Below are 15821 nucleotides of genomic sequence, written 5' to 3'. Positions count from 1 at the left end.
CGCCGCCTTGGATCCCAGATTTTGCGGTCGAAATGCGCCAAGGCACAAGACAGCGCAAAGTTGCGGTCAAATGCCCGACGACTGTTTCAAGAATTGTTCTGTATTTTTCACTGACTAGCGCAAATCCGCGCACATATTGTTGCGCTAGGCCATATGCATCCGAAAAATATCAACAGCCCGTGCCCATACGCAGCTTGGATCAGAATCAAACGCCAGCAGATGCGGCAACAACTGCCCCGCAAAGTCTTCGGAGGCTTCACGCGGCAGCATGGACGGCAGGTTATCAATCGCCATCACATCCAGCACAGGCACCTCATGCACCCGCAAAACCGGAGCCTCCCATGTCGTCGTCCGATCATACACTTTCACCGGCGAGAAATCACTCGACGGATCACAGGCGATATCCCCGATCATCTGAAGCCGCCGATCAGCTTCAAGCGCATCCCGTGGCACAAAAACCGGCACACCGGGACTCGCCAAAATACAGTTCAGAAAAACATCATGCGCCAAAATCTCGGGAAACGGACCACCGGATGCCGTCTCGGCCATATCCCACGCCGTCACCGGCAAACCCAAACGATCGCAAAGATCGCGCGCGCCGGTGCCAACCCGACCCAAAGCCCCGATCACGATCACGCTCGGTTTTGCACCGCCCAGCGCGTCGCGAACGAAGTCCGTCATCGCATCGGCCGTAGCGAACGTCCGCGCTGGGGGACACGGTTGGCCAGCCTGCGCCGCCGCCCAACCGATCAACGACACCGCCGCCCCCGCGAACCCGGCCCACACGCCAAACGCCGCAACGCGACGCCCATTCGTTTCGGTCAGATACTCCAGATCAAGAAGCGTCCCGGCACCTGCGCGAAACCGCTCCAACAAAACAGCACCGTCGGCCTGCCCCTTGTAGGCATGTCCGAACATGATGTGGCGATGGACCAGAGGGGTTCCGTCATCGGGCAACTCCTTCAACCCACAAATCACCGCGTCTTTCGGGGCATCCACCCAGCCCCCCGCCGTCACGATCTGTGCGCCGGCCTCGCGATACCCGCTCACCCCAATCGACCGCGTCGGGTCGTCCTCGACCGTGACGTCATGACCCGCAGCCATCAACGCCGCAACACCCTCCGGCGTCACACCGACCCGCGCCTCGTTCGCCCGAGGCTCATGGCGCACCCAGAAATGCGTCACGCCATCATCCCCAGATCACGCACTGCCTTCACCGAAGTACGCGCGCTCATCGCCTCGCGAAACGCCTCAAGCTTGGGAAAGCGCGAGACATCAACGCCGTCCGCCTCAAGCCAAGTGCTGATCGTATAAAGCCAGGCATCCGCCAAAGTGACATGGTCTCCAAACAGGAACGGCCCTTCAACAAGGTCCTCGATATAGGCGCAACTCGCCGCCATGGTCTCGGGCACCTTGGCCTTCATATCCGCCCACGACCGCTCATCATCCGCCCAGCGCGATCCCCGCATCTTATGGGCATGGTTCACGTGCATCGTTGACGCCAGATAATACATCACCTCCCGCATCCGCGCCGCATGAAGCGGATCAACCGGCACAAGCCCCGGCACCGCTGTCGCGGCAAGATATTCCAGGATTGCCCCGGTCTCGGTCAAAACACCTCCGGGCGTCACCAAAGCCGGCACGCGCCCCTTCGGGTTCACCGCGTGATAAGCGGGCTTCATCTGGTCGCCCTCTCTGAAGTTAAGGCGAATGCCCTCCCAATGGACATTGCCTTCTTCCAGAACAATGGCCGAGGCCGAGGCAATCGTCCCGGGGGCCCAATACAACTTCAGCATCTGTCATCTCCCTCAGAAATGTGTGCGCGCGTCGATGCGCTCAGGTCGGTCAAGATGCGGGATCGCGTTGAAACCCGCCAGAAATGCAGCCCCATCCCGCACCGTAAGACGGTGAATTGAGGTATTCCAGATCGGCAGCATGACATGGCTCATCCGCACGATATCAAGGTCCAGAATATGCCGCAGCACCATCCCGATTACCCCGCCCGAGGTGACACAGAGCAGTCTGCGCCCTGGAACCGAGGCTTCCTCCAGCAAATCCGCAACTCGTGCTTCGAAGTTCTCGTAGGTCTCCTGCCCTTCGATCTCAGCCTGCTTCCATGCGGCGAAGACCTTGGGCATGTGATCACTGAACGTCTCAGGCGTCGGCATCGGTTCACCCAATACGGTGTGCATCTGATCCGTCAGCCGGAAATAGTCGATCTCGTTCAACCGCGCATCTTCGTCCGCCGTCCAGCCCATCGCGCCGACGGTCTGGCGATGCCGCACAAGCGTGCCGGACAGCACATGATCAAACGCATAGGAATGATCCCGCATCCACTCGCCAAGCCACTCCGACTGGCGCACACCAAGTGCACTCAACCGATCATAGTCGTCTTCCGTCGTCGCCGCAGAATTCGCTTGCCCATGCCGGACCAGAACAATTTCGCCCATGAGAACTCCTTCTCCAAGGGCGATACCGGATCGCGCTCTGCTTGCCAATTAGCACCGACGCAAGTTTCCGATCTGACACCCTCGGCGAGTCAAAGACGCATTTTCACCCGCCCCTGTCGCCTTTGAGACGTTCCATAGCCTGCGTCGGTGGTCTAACCTTTCCACAAAGGGAGCCTAACGCATGAGCGACACGATCAAATTCACCCTCGATGGCCGCGATGTGGAAGCCGCGCGCGGCGAAACCATCTGGGAAGTCGCCAAACGGATCGGCACCCTGATCCCGCATCTGTGCCACAAGGATGCGCCGGGATATCGCTCGGACGGCAACTGCCGCGCCTGCATGGTCGCAATCGACGGCGAACGAACTCTGGCCGCGTCCTGCATCCGCACCCCGACCGAAGGCATGACAGTCTCCAGCCAAGGCGCACGCGAAACTCAGGCCCGCAAGCTCGTCATGGAAATGCTCGTCACGGATCAACCTGAACAAGACGTCGCTCACGATAAATCTAGTCACCTCTGGGACATGGCCGGTGTCCAAGGCATCGAAACTTCGCGGTTCCCTAAACTGGAAGACGGTCGCATTCCACTTCTCGACGACAGCCACGTCGCCATGAGCGTCAATCTCGACGCCTGCATTCAATGCGGCCTCTGCGTGCGCGCCTGCCGCGAGGTGCAAGTCAACGACGTCATCGGCATGGCAGGGCGCGGCCACGACAGCTATCCGGTCTTCGACTTCGACGATCCGATGGGCGACTCGACCTGCGTCGCCTGTGGCGAATGCGTGCAAGCCTGCCCGACCGGCGCCCTCATGCCCGCCACCGTCACATCAGGTGCCGGCACCGGCGACAGCAAAGATTTCGACAGCGAAGTAAATTCTATCTGCCCCTTCTGTGGCGTCGGCTGTCAGGTCTCGCTCAAGGTCAAAGACGGCAACGTGAAATACGTCGAAGGCATCAACGGTCCCGCCAACGAAGGCCGCCTCTGCGTAAAGGGTCGTTTCGGCTTCGACTACATCCACCACCCGCACCGCCTTACAAAACCCCTTGTCCGTCGCGAAGACGCCCCCGCGAAAGGTCTGAACGTCGACCCCGGCAACTGGCAGACCCACTTCCGCGAAGCGACATGGGACGAAGCCCTGGACATCGCCGCAAACGGCCTCAAAGGGCGCGGTCGCGAAGTTGCTGGCTTTGGCTCGGCCAAATGCACCAACGAAGAAGCCTACCTTTTCCAGAAATTCATTCGTCAGGGCTTTGGCCACAACAACGTCGACCACTGCACCCGGCTCTGCCATGCCTCCTCGGTCGCAGCCTTGATGGAAAACGTCGGCTCCGGCGCGGTCACAGCCACCTTCAACGAGATCAAAAACGCCGACGTCGCCATCGTCATCGGCGCGAACCCGATCGAAAACCACCCGGTTGCCGCGACCTTCTTCAAGCAATTCACCAAGCGTGGCGGCAAACTCATCGTCATGGATCCGCGCGGGGTCGGTCTTCGTCGGTTTGCGACCCACATGCTGCAATTCCGCCCCGGAGCGGACGTATCCATGCTGAATGCAATCATGCACACGATCGTGGAAGAAAAACTCTACGACCAGCAATACATCGAAGCCTACACCGAAAACTGGGAAGCCGAAAAAGCCCACCTCAAGGACTTCTCTCCCGAAAAGATGTCCGAGATCTGCGGCATCGATCCTGAAACCCTGCGCACAGTGGCCCGCGAGTTCGCAAACGCAAAGGCTGCGATGATCTTCTGGGGAATGGGCATTAGCCAGCACATCCACGGCACCGACAATTCCCGCTGCCTCATCAGCCTCGCACTCATGACCGGTCAGGTCGGCCGTCCCGGCGCAGGCCTTCACCCTTTGCGTGGGCAAAACAACGTGCAGGGCGCGTCCGACGCGGGGCTTATCCCGATGTTTTTGCCTGATTATCAGTCCGTCACCGACGACGGCGTGCGCTCGGCCTTTGCGGATGTCTGGAACTCGGGCGATTTCTCCAACGAGAAGGGCCTCACCGTCACCGAAATCATGGACGCCGTCCACGACGACCAGATCAAGGCGATGTATATCCTCGGCGAAAACCCGGCCATGTCCGACCCCGACGTCGACCACGCCCGCGACGCACTGGCAAAGCTCGACCACCTCGTCGTGCAAGACATCTTCATCACCGAAACCGCAAACTACGCCGACGTGATCCTGCCCGCCTCTGCCTTTTATGGGAAATCCGGCACCGTCACGAACACCAACCGACAGGTGCAAATGGGCCGACCCGCTGTCGCACCTCCGGGTGAAGCACGCGAAGACTGGGCAATCACCGTCGACCTCGCCAAGCGCTGCGGCCTCAACTGGGACTACGCATCTCCGGCAGATGTATTCGCCGAGATGAAGCTCAACATGAACTCACTGAACAACATCACATGGGACCGGCTCGAAAATGAAAACGCCGTGACCTATCCGTCCCTCAGCCCGACAGACCCCGGCCAGCCCATCGTCTTCGGTGACGGCTTCCCTCGCGCAGAAGGTCGCGCGCGCTTCACGCCTGCTTCCGTCATCGCCCCGGACGAAACACCCGACGCCGAATATCCGATGATCCTGACCACAGGTCGCCAACTCGAACACTGGCACACCGGCTCCATGACCCGTCGCTCCAAAGTGCTCGACGCTGTCGAACCCGAAGCCAACTGCTCGCTTCACCCGTCAACACTGCGCAAGCTGAGCGTAGAACCCGGCGGCCACGTGCGCCTGACCACCCGACGCGGTACGATCACCCTCATGGCCCGCGCTGACCGCGCTGTCGCGCCCGACATGGTGTTCGTCCCCTTCGCCTTCGTCGAAGCCGCCGCCAACATTCTGACGAACTCGGCGATCGACCCTTACGGCAAAATCCCCGAGTTCAAATTCGCGGCCGTCAAAGTGGAAAAAGCAGACGAACAGATCGCCGCTGAATAGCTAAAGCAGCGGTTCCGGGTCGTGCTCGCCCATTGCGCGCTGCCATTGGATCAGATGCTCCGGCACGCCCCCACGAGAAGCCAGAACGTCCCCCATCAACGGCCAGTTCGCCTTCGGTGTTGGAGCCCTGCGTTCTTCCGCTTCAACTCGCGGAAAGACGCCCCAGTCGGATGATGCAGCATCGCTCATAGGTCCAGCATAACCTAGCACTCCGACTTCACCAAATCACAGCAGCCTTAGCCGTCGTACTCCAGCATCGTCACCCAAGTGTCGCCATACCGACGCGCATCGAGCTTGGTGAACCCGTCCGGCGCATCTTGCTCGGACGCTTCCTCCCAAACCACCAGTGTCCTCTCAGCGAGCCAACCGCTCTTGGCCACCACCTCCAAAGCCCGCGCCCCAAGTCCCTTGCCATAAGGCGGGTCCAGAAACACCAGCGTCGCCAAATCCCCGGAATGCGCTCCAAGCCGCTGCGCATCCCGAGCAATAATGCGCACCACATCCGACACCCGCGCCCGCTCGATGTTCTCCGCCAACAACCGCCCAGCGACCCGACCCGAGTCGACAAACACACAAGACTCCGCACCCCGGCTCAACGCCTCAAGACCCAATGCACCCGTCCCTGCAAACAGATCCAACACCCGCGCCCCATCAACCGGATCGCCATAACCACCATTCTGCAAAAGATTGAAAATCGACTCCCGCACGCGGTCGGACGTGGGCCGCAAATGCGCCACCGCATCCCCCTTCCCGACCGAGGCCAATCCAAGCCCGCGCATGCGTCCGCCGATAATCCTCACGACTTTAAAAGCGCCTTCAAATCAGTTTCGGGGTCCGCCAACGCATCAGCCGGCGGGCTCTTTCCCGCCTCGATCAAGCGTCTACCCACCATGTAATCGCGCGGCGCATTCACGGCATCCACGGCCAGCAAATTATCCCCGGCGAAGTACCAGATACTCTGCCCGCCCCCGACCTGCCGCGTCACAACGCGATCATACCCGGTGCTTAAACCCGCAATCTGCAACTTCAGATCATACTGATCCGACCAGAACCACGGCATCGGAACATAAGGCGCCTCGGCCCCCAGAATATTCGCCGCCACGATCTCGGCCTGATCAATCGCGTTCTGCACAGATTCTAGCCGCAGCCGTCCGTTCTCGTAAGGAATGTTTGCACAATCCCCCGCCGCCCAAATCCCGGGCTCTGAGGTCTGCCCAAACGCATCCACCGCAATCCCGTTGTTACACGCTATACCCGCTGTCTCGGCGAGCCGCGTGTCGGGGCGAATGCCAATGCCCAAAATCACGAAATCGACGTGCAGCATCGTGCCATCCGTCAAGAGCGCGCCCGTCACATGCCCGCCCTCGCCCACAAGCTTTTCCAGGCCGACACCTTCACGAATATCCACCCCGTGCGAGACATGCTCGGCCCGGATCACATCCGCCGTCTCGGCCGAAGCGACTCGCCCCAGAATACGAGGCGACATTTCGATCAGCGTCACATGCACTCCCAGCTTCGTGGCTACCGCCGCCGCTTCAAGTCCGATATATCCGCCACCGACGACCAAAGCCCGCGCGCCGTGCTGGAACCGAGGCTCCATCCGGTCCACATCCGCCAGACCCCGAACCGTGAATACCCCTTCCAGATCGCCTCCAATAGCTGCCGGCAGATGGTTTGGAACAGATCCCGTTGTCAGAACAAGTTGATCATACTCGATCCATTCACCGCCCAAGTCGACCGTCTTGCGATCCGTGTCGATTTCAGTGACAGGGCAGCCCAGACGCAGATCAATATTGTTGTCTGAATACCAAGCCTCGGGCCGCAAATAGAGCCGCTCCTCGGCCATATCCCCCAGCAAATATGCCTTCGACAATGGCGGGCGCTGGTAAGGTGGCACGCTCTCGCCGCAGATCAACGTGATCGGCATTTCCGCCCCAAGGCTGCGCAACTTCGCAACCAACGACGCGCCTGCCTGCCCGCCACCAACAACCACAATTCCACTCATTTGCTTTGCCCTCTGGTCAAATCCCGCCAAGACGTTAAGTCCCCCTTTAACCTTACTAACCACCCGGAGCACTCCCGCAATGCCTATCACCATCGGCGACCGTATTCAGCCTTCAACTGTTCTTCACATGGGCGACAACGGCCCCGAAGAAATCGACATCGCCAAACATATCGCTGGCAAGCGCGTCGTGATCTTCGGCCTGCCCGGTGCCTATACCTCGACCTGCACCATGGCGCATTTGCCCAGCTTCATCCGCACACATGATGCGTTCTTGGAGAAGGGCATCGACGAGATCATCTGCGTCGCGGTCAATGATGTGCAGGTCATGGACCACTGGGGCAACTCCACGGGCGCGAAAGCCGCCGGCATCACGATGCTCGCTGACTGGTCCAGCGCGTTCGGCCAGTCGATCGGCCTGACATTCGACGCACCTCCCGTGGGCTTTATCCAGCGCATCGCGCGATGTGCGATGATCGTCAACGACGGCGTGGTCGAAGTCCTTCAGATCGAAGAAGGCCGCGGCATCTGCGAAATGACCGCAGGCGAAACGCTTCTGGAAATGGTCTGAGGCTTATTCGCTGACGTTCAGAACGGTGCGTGTCGGGAACGGAATTTCGATCCCGCCCGCATCGAACGCCTCTTTAACCTGCCGCTTCATATCCGCCTGATATTTGAAGTATTCAGGCGCCGCCACCCAGACGCGCACCAGAAAATCGACCGAAAAATCGCCGAGGTTGTTCACCTGAATGAACGGCTCGGGATCGTCCAAGGACCTTGGATCGTTCAGGATCGTGTCGCGAATGATCCGTTCGGCCTCGGCCAAATTCGCACCGTAAGCCACACCAAAAACCCACTCGGCGCGGCGCTTGTCATAGACCGAATAATTCGTGATCGTATTCGACCAGACCGAGGTATTCGGCATGATGATCTGCACGTTATCCAGCGTCGCAAGCTCGGTGTTGAAGATCGAAATGTCCTTCACCGTGCCCATCACGCCGTTCACTTCGACGAAATCGCCCACTTTGATGGGTCGGAAAATCACCAGCATCACGCCTGACGCCACACCACTGAGGACCCCCTGCAAAGCCAAACCAATGGCCAAACCGGCGGCACCTAGAAGCGCAACCAATGACGCGGTCTGGAAGCCGAAGTTCTGCAATACGAAGATGATTGTCAGCGCCAGAATGCCATAGCGCACCACATTGGCCAGGAAACTGCCCATCGTCTTGTCGAAGTGGCGTGACCGTTCTGCCAGCCGGATAATCCGACGCCGGAAGAAACCCGCCAGAAAGAAACCGACAATCAGAATGATGCTGGCAAGCATCACCTGGCCCGCAACATCGACCAGGAATTGAACCGTGAAAACATCTCCGACGGTTGTGCCTTCGACAATTTCATAGCCCAGAAGCTGATCGAGATATTCCATTACTTTGCCTTATCCATCTTTTGCGCCAATTCAGCGTCCAGCGCGCTCAAACCATCCACATCATGCGTCGTCAAGGTCACCTCGACCCTGTTATAGACGTTGGACCACTCCGGGTGATGGTTCATCTTCTCAGCGATAATCGCCATCCGGGTCATCCATCCAAAGGCATCCACGAAATTCGCGAATTTGAACGTCTTGGTGATTGCGTCACGATTGCCATCTATGACCCAGCCGTTCCCGGTAAGCCCGGCCAAGACCGTCTCCCGCTTGGCTCCTGTCAATTTCTCGCTCATGTCGGCTCCTTCGTGATCTTCTTGAATGGTCCGTAGGTTGTCAAAATCTCGATATCATCCGAAACGGCCCGTTTTTCCGCATCCAGAAAGTCGGACACCGCATTGGAAAACCCGTCATCCGCCATCCAGTGCAACGAATGACACTCCACCGGTAAGTACCCCCGCGCCAGCTTGTGCTCACCCTGCGCTCCGGCTTCCACCGCCCGCAAACCGTGCTTTATTGCGTAATCAATCGCCTGATAATAACACAGTTCGAAATGCAGACAGGGATAGTGTTCGATCGCACCCCAATAACGCCCGAACAAGACATCCCGTCCGACGAAATTCAAAGCACCCGCCACCGGCCTCCCGTCTTCAAGCGCCAGAACCAGAAGCATGTCGTTCCGCAACCGGTCTTGCGCGATGTCGAAAAACGACCGCGTCAGATAAGGCGTGCCCCATTTGCGCGAACCAGTGTCCTGATAGAACTCCCAAAATGCGTCCCAGTGTTCGGGCCGCAAATCATCGCCCGAATACTGAACGATCTCGCCGCCAAAGCCCTGCGCCGTGCGTCGCTCCTTGCGCACTGTCTTGCGCTTGCGCGATGACAAGGCCGCGAGAAAATCATCAAACGACCCGTAATCGTCATTCATCCAATGATATTGCTGCGTTACGCGGTGCAAAAGCCCCATCTCGGCCCCACGCATCGCCTCATCCAGTGTGCAAAACGTGGCATGCGCCGAACTCAACCGGTTCTGCATCCCGACATGCAGCAGCCCCTGCACCAAAGCCTGAAACCCGCGGTCTTCTTCGCCCGATCTTGTCAGAAACCGACGCCCCGTGGCTGGCGTAAACGGCACCGCGATCTGCAACTTCGGATAATACCGTCCCCCGGCACGCTCCCAGGCATGTGCCCAGTTGTGATCGAAGATGTATTCGCCCTGACTGTGGCCCTTTGCGTACATCGGCGCGACCGCGATCACTTCGCTGCCCGCCCGCGCCACCAGATGATGCGGCTGCCAGCCAGTGCCCGCTCCGACAGATCGACTGTCCTCCAACGCTTTCAGGAAACGATAGGTGGTAAAGGGATCAACCGCCCGCTCGCCATCGGCCGCCTCGGGGCAAGCACAAGCATCCCACTCGTCGGAGGCGATCTCGGCAAGACTGCCAAGCACTGATATTTCGATGTCAGGCGCGCTCATTGGTCTCTTCTCGGGGCATCACTCAAACGTGGTCCGTACTGCGCGATGTTCAACCCGCAAGCGCGGGCAGATAGCCCTCAAAAGTAATATTTTCTGCAACTTTGCGCGCTTGTGTCTCTTCCTGCCGAGACCGTACCGTCCAACACAAGACACGCGCACCCTGCGCTTTCAGTTCCATCACGCGCAGGCGGTCGAGATCATTGCGATCATGACTGATGAAACTTGCGCCCACGCGATCATAGGCATCAATGTCCCGCAATCCGTCCAATACTTCACGCGAAATGCCCTCTGGCTCTGGCTCAAAGCCTTCGGTGGTGATCCCCCGTGCTGTGCGCGGCAACAACGCCTGCATGGCCGCAACGCTATGCGGATTGAATGACATCACGGCGCAATCACCACGATAATCCTGCAAGTCGCGTGCGACCGCCCGCTCCAGGGGTCCGACACCGTCACCAAACGCTCCGTCCTGATCCTTGATTTCAACCAGCAACGGCACTTGCCCGGCAACAAGGTCCAGAACGTCTCGGAACATTGGAATCGTGTCGTCAGTCCCATTCAACCTGATCGTGCCCAGTTCTCGCGACGTGCGCTCTCGAACAAACCCGACCTCGCTGGTCAATCGATCCAATGTGTCATCATGAAATGACATCGCCTGCGCATCGGCCGAGAGCTGTACATCCAGCTCGATGCCATATCCTGCATCAATCGCCGCCCGGAACGAGGCCATCGCGTTTTCGATTCGCCCTTTGGCGGCATCGTGCAAACCACGATGCGCCAGAGGTGTATTGATCAAAGACTGAGGAAGCGCGATCTTCATGAGATCTCGAATATTCCCTCGATTTCAACGGCAACGTTGAAAGGAAGCGCACCCGCGCTGACAGCCGAACGCGCATGGCGCCCTTTGTCTCCCAAGAGCGCAACAAACAAATCCGAAGCGCCATTGATGACCTTGGGCTGATCGACAAAATCCGGTGTGGAGTTCACGAACCCGGTCAGCTTCACCACCCGCTTCAACCGCGAAATATCGCCGCCACAGGCTTTCTTCGCCTGCGCCAAAAGCGCCAGAGCGCAGACCTCGGCCGCCTTTGCCCCCTCTTCCGTCGTCAGATCGGCACCGACTTTGCCCTTGATCATCCCGTCCGCATTCACCGCGACCTGGCCCGACACATACACGGTGTTCCCGACGACCACGAAAGGCACGTAATTGGCGGCAGGGGCAGGCGCATCAGGAAGAGAAAGCCCCATCTCTTCAAGACGTTGTTCGAAATCGCTGCTCATAGGAAATATCCTTGTTTCTGATTGCGAACGGTGGGTTTTCGGCACGATCGCATATGACTTGCACTTATCAGCATGATTTCGCTCAGACGCGGTGCCGTGGCAACACTTAACGCAAAATTGCGTGATATTACGCTTCACCTCCCTGTTCATTAACGCATTATCACATATGTATCCGCAACACTTATGCTGCCGAACGAAATTATAGATTAGGTCTTATTTTGCTGCCTTCCCGTGCTTTTGCCAAACGCACTTTGCTGATTGGCCTCGGACTTTCCGTCCTGTCCGCCTGCTCCATTCCGGAACCGGGCACAGATGTGCACGACCCTTATGAAAGCGTAAATCGCGCCACACATCGCGTGAACCTCGAGCTGGACCGCTCGGCCCTGCGTCCCGCAAGCCAGGTCTACGGAACGCTCGTTCCCGGTCCGGTCCGTCGTTCGGTTGACAATGCAGCCGAAAATCTTGGCATGCCAAGCGCGGTCATCAACAAGGTGCTTCAAGGCGACATCGGGGACGCCATCCACAACACGGCACGCTTTGCTGTGAACACAACACTAGGTTTGCTGGGCCTCTTCGATCCCGCGACCGAAATGGGCCTTGAGTCACGCGATACGGGGTTTGCCGACACCCTGGCCAACTGGGGCGCAAGCGAAGGGGCCTATGTCGTTCTGCCGCTTCTCGGCCCCTCGACCGAGCGCGACGCCGCAGGGCGTTTCGTTGACATCCTGACCGACCCGATCGGCAGCGTTCTAGGGCCGAAACTTGGCGACAAGGCAGAAGACAACAGGCTAGGTTTTATGGCCGGAACCATAATCAACAACCGCTACGACCTCACGGAAACCATCGACGGCATTCTTTACGATAGCGCGGACAGCTACGCGCAGACGCGTCTCTTCTATCTGGATTCCCGCCGCTTCGCCCTTGGGGAAACATCGGATGATGCAGCGATCGATCTGTACGATGACCTCTACGAAGGATTGTTTGATGAATAAGCTCACACGCCGCACCACGCTGGCAGGCATGATCTCGGCCATCGCGCTGGCCGCAAGCCCGGCCTTTACACTCAACACGGCACAAGCGCGCGGGTTGATTGACGAAGTGGTCGCCAAGATCAACTCCGTCATCAATTCGGGCAAGTCGGAAGCGGCGATGTATCGCGATTTCGAGGCGCTCTTCAACCGCTACGCGGACGTGCCGACGATCTCGCGTTCTGCGCTCGGCCCGCCTGCACGCAGCGCCAGTAGCCAGCAACTCAGCCAATTCTCTGATGCATTCGCGGGGTATCTTGCGCGAAAGTACGGCAAGCAGTTCCGCGACTTTATTGGCGGCGAAATCACCGTCGAAGATGCGCGTCAGGTCAAGAGCTTTCAGGAAGTTCAGGCCGTCGCAAAGCTTCGCGGTCAATCACCCTTCGCTGTGACCTTCATGGTTTCTGACAGGTCCGGGTCGAACCTCTTTTTTGATCTGCTGATCGAAGGCATCAGCCTTTTGAAATCAGAACGCGCGGAAATCGGTGCGATGCTCGATAAAAACGGCGGAAATATCGACGCGCTGATCCGCGACCTCAAAAGCGCAGGCTAGAGCGCACCGCCTGACATGCGCGCAACGGTCATATGGCGTTTGCGCCCATATCCCGGACACCGCTCAACCGTAAAACCGGCATCCGACAACGCACGCCGGACCGCGCCCGCGGCAGAATAGGTGGCGGCGGTGCCTCCCGCCAAGGTGTGCCGCGCAACCTCCGACAACAGGGTGGGCTCCCATAGTTCAGGGTTTCGCGCGGGCGCAAATCCGTCAAGGTACCAGGCGTCCGCGGACCCCGCCCATGCCGCAACCTCGCGACGCGCGTCTCCGACGATGATTTCCAACTCAACACCGTGCTCTTCGAACGCAAAGCCTCCAGCGCGGCGCATATCCAGCAATGGTCCGGCCAACATTGCAACGTCCGGAAAAACCGACAAGGCCCGTGCCATATCTTCAGCCTCCATCGGGAAAAGCTCAAACGACGTAAAACGCAACGTCCCCGCTACATCCGCTTCTTTCCAGGCAGCCCAGGTCGCCAGAAAATTCAGTCCCGTTCCAAAGCCAAGTTCGGCAACCTGAAACCCGTCCCGAAAACGATCTGGCAGGCCGTTGCCCGCAAGAAATACATGGCCCGTTTCCGCCAAACCGTCCTCAAGCGAGAAATACGGGTCATCAAAACGCGATGCTATGGGCACACTTCCGCGCCATGTGATGTCCGGATGCTGGTCCACTGCCGTTTTTCGCCCTAAGTCCCCTGCACTACCGACAAACACTGGCAATAGGAGCCAACATTGGCAACGGTCGATCTTACGGTGCGCGGCGCGGGAATTTTCGGCCTTGCGACTGCATGGATGGCTCTGCAGCGCGGCGCCACGGTCCGCCTGATCGACCCCAACGGTGTGGCTTCGGGCGCATCGGGTGGCATCGTCGGCGCGCTTCAGCCCCATACACCGGATGTCTGGAACGAAAAGAAGCAGTTTCAGTTTGACGCGCTGACCATGGCGCCTGCCTTCTGGCAGCAGGTCGAAGCCACTTCAGGACGAACGTCAGGCTTCGCAAGGGCAGGCCGCCTCCAACCTCTCGCAGGAGAACGCGAGATCGTCATGGCGCGCGCCCGCGCGAAAGGTGCGGCAGAGTTCTGGGGGGCGCAGGCAAGCTGGAATGTCGTCGAATCCCAAGACGCAGGCAACTGGCGCGCGCCCTCTGAAACGGGCCTTTATATACACGACACATTGTCGGCTATTCTCCACCCAAGACGCGCCTGCGAAAGCCTTGCCGCGGCCATAAGGGTCAAAGGCGGCGAAATCGTTGCCGAAGCACCAGACGAAGGCCTCGTTCTCTGGGCCACCGGATGGCGCGGCCTCGAAGACCTGTCTGAAGCCTTGGCGGCACCAATCGGAAACGGCGTCAAAGGCCAGGCTGCACTGCTCCAGCATGACGCATCAGGATGCCCCCAGATATTCGCAAACGGGCTCCATATCATCCCCCATACGGACGGAACTGTTGCGATTGGCTCAACCTCGGAACGCGAATTCACCGAACCTCACACGACCGATCATCTTCTCGATGACATTATCCTGCGTGCCAAAGACCTGATGCCCGTTTTGCGCGATGCCCCCGTCATTTCACGCTGGGCCGGCGTGCGCCCTCGCGCGAAAAGTCGCGCTCCCCTGCTCGGAGCATGGCCTGGCCGCAGGCAACACTTCGTCGCAAACGGTGGCTTCAAGATAGGTTTTGGCGTGGCACCGATGATCGCGCAAACCATGTGCGATCTGATGCTGGACGGCAAAGACAGCATCCCCGATGGCTTCAGACTGACCACCTGACCCAATTCACCCTTTCAAAAATACCAAAAGACCAACATCCACGACAGGACTGCACCCCGGATCACGCCTGCGCCAAGCCTTACTGCGCTTCTGCCGTCATCGAAATGCGCCGCCGGGGGCCTTCAACCCAATACCGGTCTCCCGCGCGACAAAGCCACGCAACGTCTCCCAGGACCAAAGGCGCGGTCGCGCGAAAGGAAAACGAATTCAGCGTCCCCCGATGCGCTTTAGCGAACATCGCCAACATCGTTGCCAGCAACCGCCCATGGACCACACAGCCTGCATATCCCGCGTCTGTCGCATACTGAGCGTCGTAATGAATACGATGGGCGTTGAAAGTGAGCGCGGAAAAGCGAAACAGGAACGGCGCGTCCAGCCTAAGCGGACGGCGCTCATCCGCTTCTCCGGTTTCGATTGGTCCCTCCGCCGGCGCACTGGATTCCCCTCGATAAACGATGTCCTGATCTTCGCTCAGCAGCAGCGCGCCCCGCTGGAAAACCTCATGCCGCATGGTTACGAAATCAAGCTGACCACTCCGCCCCGACTTGCGCGTCACTCCGATGGCGCGCGAGACCTTCTTCGCCACGACGCCGGCGCGAAACGGCGCGTGCCACTTTACGCGTCCCCCTGCCCACATGCGCAACGGCAAACGTGAGAGCGGCGCACCCATCCCTTGCGCCACATGCCCGTCGGTGCCCAAGAGCTCCCCCGGAACGGGTTGCCAGAAATAGGCCCAATGCGCAAAAGGCGGCAAGACCGCGCCCACATCGACCGATCCTGCTTCGCCCAACATGGCCAGCCAGGCCTCGGCGCGGGCAGGGTCAATCCGGTCGGGTATCGTTACGGCGTCATCAGCATTCATGACCGCGATCATAAATCCGCCTCAGTGCC

18 protein-coding genes are annotated in these 15821 nt (G+C 59.2%); 5 read left to right on the top strand and 13 right to left on the bottom strand.

Annotated elements, in window-relative coordinates; genetic code table 11:
• Positions 1-144: 144 nt before the first annotated feature.
• The 3 genes from BOA8489_RS07035 to BOA8489_RS07025 are packed head-to-tail and all read right to left on the bottom strand — an operon-like array spanning position 145 to position 2450.
• Complete coding sequence (locus tag BOA8489_RS07035; protein WP_093973294.1) at positions 145-1185, bottom strand: saccharopine dehydrogenase; 1041 nt, start codon at positions 1183-1185, stop codon at positions 145-147.
• A complete protein-coding gene (locus tag BOA8489_RS07030; protein ID WP_093973358.1) occupies positions 1182-1793 on the bottom strand; it encodes a glutathione S-transferase family protein in 612 nt (203 codons plus the stop codon). Before BOA8489_RS07030 ends, BOA8489_RS07035 begins: the two co-directional genes overlap by 4 nt.
• A 15-nt stretch (positions 1794-1808) precedes the next feature.
• A complete protein-coding gene (locus BOA8489_RS07025; protein ID WP_093973293.1) occupies positions 1809-2450 on the bottom strand; it encodes a histidine phosphatase family protein in 642 nt (213 codons plus the stop codon).
• Positions 2451-2631: 181 nt separating this feature from the next.
• Here BOA8489_RS07025 and fdhF point away from each other — a divergent pair, with 181 nt between their 5' ends.
• Positions 2632-5397: a formate dehydrogenase subunit alpha gene (gene fdhF / locus BOA8489_RS07020; RefSeq protein ID WP_093973292.1), complete on the top strand. Its 2766-nt coding sequence runs from the start codon at positions 2632-2634 to the stop codon at positions 5395-5397.
• Here fdhF and BOA8489_RS07015 read toward each other — a convergent pair whose 3' ends face one another.
• Genes BOA8489_RS07015 through BOA8489_RS07005 form a run of 3 tightly spaced genes read right to left on the bottom strand, consistent with a single transcriptional unit; the run spans position 5398 to position 7402 of the window.
• A complete protein-coding gene (locus BOA8489_RS07015) occupies positions 5398-5586 on the bottom strand; it encodes a hypothetical protein (RefSeq protein ID WP_093973291.1) in 189 nt (62 codons plus the stop codon). It abuts the gene before it with no gap.
• Between the two features lie 47 nt (positions 5587-5633).
• Positions 5634-6197 (bottom strand): 16S rRNA (guanine(966)-N(2))-methyltransferase RsmD, encoded by a 564-nt coding sequence (rsmD, locus tag BOA8489_RS07010; RefSeq protein WP_093973290.1) that lies wholly within the window; start codon positions 6195-6197, stop codon positions 5634-5636.
• On the bottom strand, positions 6194-7402 hold the full coding sequence (locus BOA8489_RS07005) for an NAD(P)/FAD-dependent oxidoreductase (protein ID WP_093973289.1): 1209 nt from the start codon (positions 7400-7402) through the stop codon (positions 6194-6196). The genes rsmD and BOA8489_RS07005 overlap by 4 nt, the downstream gene beginning before the upstream one ends.
• A gap of 79 nt (positions 7403-7481) precedes the next feature.
• Between BOA8489_RS07005 and BOA8489_RS07000 the strand changes: the two genes are divergently transcribed.
• Entirely contained in the window at positions 7482-7970 is a 489-nt protein-coding gene (locus BOA8489_RS07000; RefSeq protein ID WP_093973288.1) for a peroxiredoxin, read from the top strand.
• Positions 7971-7973: 3 nt separating this feature from the next.
• Here BOA8489_RS07000 and BOA8489_RS06995 read toward each other — a convergent pair whose 3' ends face one another.
• From BOA8489_RS06995 to BOA8489_RS06975, 5 genes are read right to left on the bottom strand one after another with little or no spacing between them, the layout of a single operon-like run.
• Positions 7974-8828 (bottom strand): mechanosensitive ion channel family protein, encoded by an 855-nt coding sequence (locus BOA8489_RS06995; protein ID WP_093973287.1) that lies wholly within the window; start codon positions 8826-8828, stop codon positions 7974-7976.
• Positions 8828-9121: a 4a-hydroxytetrahydrobiopterin dehydratase gene (locus tag BOA8489_RS06990; protein ID WP_093973286.1), complete on the bottom strand. Its 294-nt coding sequence runs from the start codon at positions 9119-9121 to the stop codon at positions 8828-8830. The genes BOA8489_RS06995 and BOA8489_RS06990 overlap by 1 nt, the downstream gene beginning before the upstream one ends.
• Positions 9118-10302 (bottom strand): GNAT family N-acetyltransferase, encoded by a 1185-nt coding sequence (locus BOA8489_RS06985; protein ID WP_093973285.1) that lies wholly within the window; start codon positions 10300-10302, stop codon positions 9118-9120. The genes BOA8489_RS06990 and BOA8489_RS06985 overlap by 4 nt, the downstream gene beginning before the upstream one ends.
• A gap of 49 nt (positions 10303-10351) precedes the next feature.
• A complete protein-coding gene (locus tag BOA8489_RS06980; protein ID WP_093973284.1) occupies positions 10352-11119 on the bottom strand; it encodes a glycerophosphodiester phosphodiesterase family protein in 768 nt (255 codons plus the stop codon).
• Positions 11116-11580 carry a RidA family protein gene (locus BOA8489_RS06975; RefSeq protein ID WP_093973283.1) on the bottom strand — a complete coding sequence of 155 codons (465 nt, stop codon included), beginning with the start codon at positions 11578-11580 and terminating at the stop codon, positions 11116-11118. The genes BOA8489_RS06980 and BOA8489_RS06975 overlap by 4 nt, the downstream gene beginning before the upstream one ends.
• A 218-nt stretch (positions 11581-11798) precedes the next feature.
• Between BOA8489_RS06975 and BOA8489_RS06970 the strand changes: the two genes are divergently transcribed.
• Entirely contained in the window at positions 11799-12572 is a 774-nt protein-coding gene (locus tag BOA8489_RS06970; RefSeq protein ID WP_245813701.1) for an MlaA family lipoprotein, read from the top strand.
• Positions 12565-13161, top strand: coding sequence for an MlaC/ttg2D family ABC transporter substrate-binding protein (locus BOA8489_RS06965; protein ID WP_093973281.1), 597 nt, complete (start codon positions 12565-12567; stop codon positions 13159-13161). Before BOA8489_RS06970 ends, BOA8489_RS06965 begins: the two co-directional genes overlap by 8 nt.
• Here the strand turns inward: BOA8489_RS06965 and mnmC2 are convergent.
• The gene (gene mnmC2, locus BOA8489_RS06960; RefSeq protein ID WP_093973280.1) at positions 13158-13835 is read right to left on the bottom strand and encodes a tRNA (5-methylaminomethyl-2-thiouridine)(34)-methyltransferase MnmC2; all 678 of its coding nucleotides are present in this window, start codon (positions 13833-13835) and stop codon (positions 13158-13160) included. The two genes, BOA8489_RS06965 and mnmC2, sit on opposite strands and share 4 nt — an antisense overlap.
• 60 nt (positions 13836-13895) lie before the next feature.
• Here mnmC2 and BOA8489_RS06955 point away from each other — a divergent pair, with 60 nt between their 5' ends.
• Complete coding sequence (locus tag BOA8489_RS06955) at positions 13896-14930, top strand: NAD(P)/FAD-dependent oxidoreductase (RefSeq protein WP_093973279.1); 1035 nt, start codon at positions 13896-13898, stop codon at positions 14928-14930.
• A 79-nt stretch (positions 14931-15009) separates the two neighbouring features.
• Here the strand turns inward: BOA8489_RS06955 and BOA8489_RS06950 are convergent, their stop codons facing one another.
• A complete protein-coding gene (locus BOA8489_RS06950) occupies positions 15010-15804 on the bottom strand; it encodes an HTD2 family dehydratase (protein WP_245813699.1) in 795 nt (264 codons plus the stop codon).
• Positions 15805-15821 lie beyond the last annotated feature (17 nt).

Source organism: Boseongicola aestuarii, from assembly GCF_900184815.1.
Lineage (GTDB): Bacteria > Pseudomonadota > Alphaproteobacteria > Rhodobacterales > Rhodobacteraceae > Boseongicola > Boseongicola aestuarii.
Note: the sequence above shows the minus strand (reverse complement) of the source record. Positions and strands in the feature narration are given on the sequence as shown.

Excerpts from the sequence above, each read along its gene's own strand:
- BOA8489_RS07025 (WP_093973293.1), bottom strand. The coding sequence starts at position 2,450 with ATGGGCGAAATTGTTCTGGTCCGGCATGGGCAAGCGAATTCTGCGGCG.
- fdhF (WP_093973292.1), top strand. The coding sequence starts at position 2,632 with ATGAGCGACACGATCAAATTCACCCTCGATGGCCGCGATGTGGAAGCC.
- BOA8489_RS07015 (WP_093973291.1), bottom strand. The coding sequence starts at position 5,586 with ATGAGCGATGCTGCATCATCCGACTGGGGCGTCTTTCCGCGAGTTGAA.
- BOA8489_RS07005 (WP_093973289.1), bottom strand. The coding sequence starts at position 7,402 with ATGAGTGGAATTGTGGTTGTTGGTGGCGGGCAGGCAGGCGCGTCGTTG.
- BOA8489_RS07000 (WP_093973288.1), top strand. The coding sequence starts at position 7,482 with ATGCCTATCACCATCGGCGACCGTATTCAGCCTTCAACTGTTCTTCAC.
- BOA8489_RS06995 (WP_093973287.1), bottom strand. The coding sequence starts at position 8,828 with ATGGAATATCTCGATCAGCTTCTGGGCTATGAAATTGTCGAAGGCACA.
- BOA8489_RS06990 (WP_093973286.1), bottom strand. The coding sequence starts at position 9,121 with ATGAGCGAGAAATTGACAGGAGCCAAGCGGGAGACGGTCTTGGCCGGG.
- BOA8489_RS06985 (WP_093973285.1), bottom strand. The coding sequence starts at position 10,302 with ATGAGCGCGCCTGACATCGAAATATCAGTGCTTGGCAGTCTTGCCGAG.
- BOA8489_RS06980 (WP_093973284.1), bottom strand. The coding sequence starts at position 11,119 with ATGAAGATCGCGCTTCCTCAGTCTTTGATCAATACACCTCTGGCGCAT.
- BOA8489_RS06975 (WP_093973283.1), bottom strand. The coding sequence starts at position 11,580 with ATGAGCAGCGATTTCGAACAACGTCTTGAAGAGATGGGGCTTTCTCTT.
- BOA8489_RS06965 (WP_093973281.1), top strand. The coding sequence starts at position 12,565 with ATGAATAAGCTCACACGCCGCACCACGCTGGCAGGCATGATCTCGGCC.
- BOA8489_RS06950 (WP_245813699.1), bottom strand. The coding sequence starts at position 15,804 with ATGATCGCGGTCATGAATGCTGATGACGCCGTAACGATACCCGACCGG.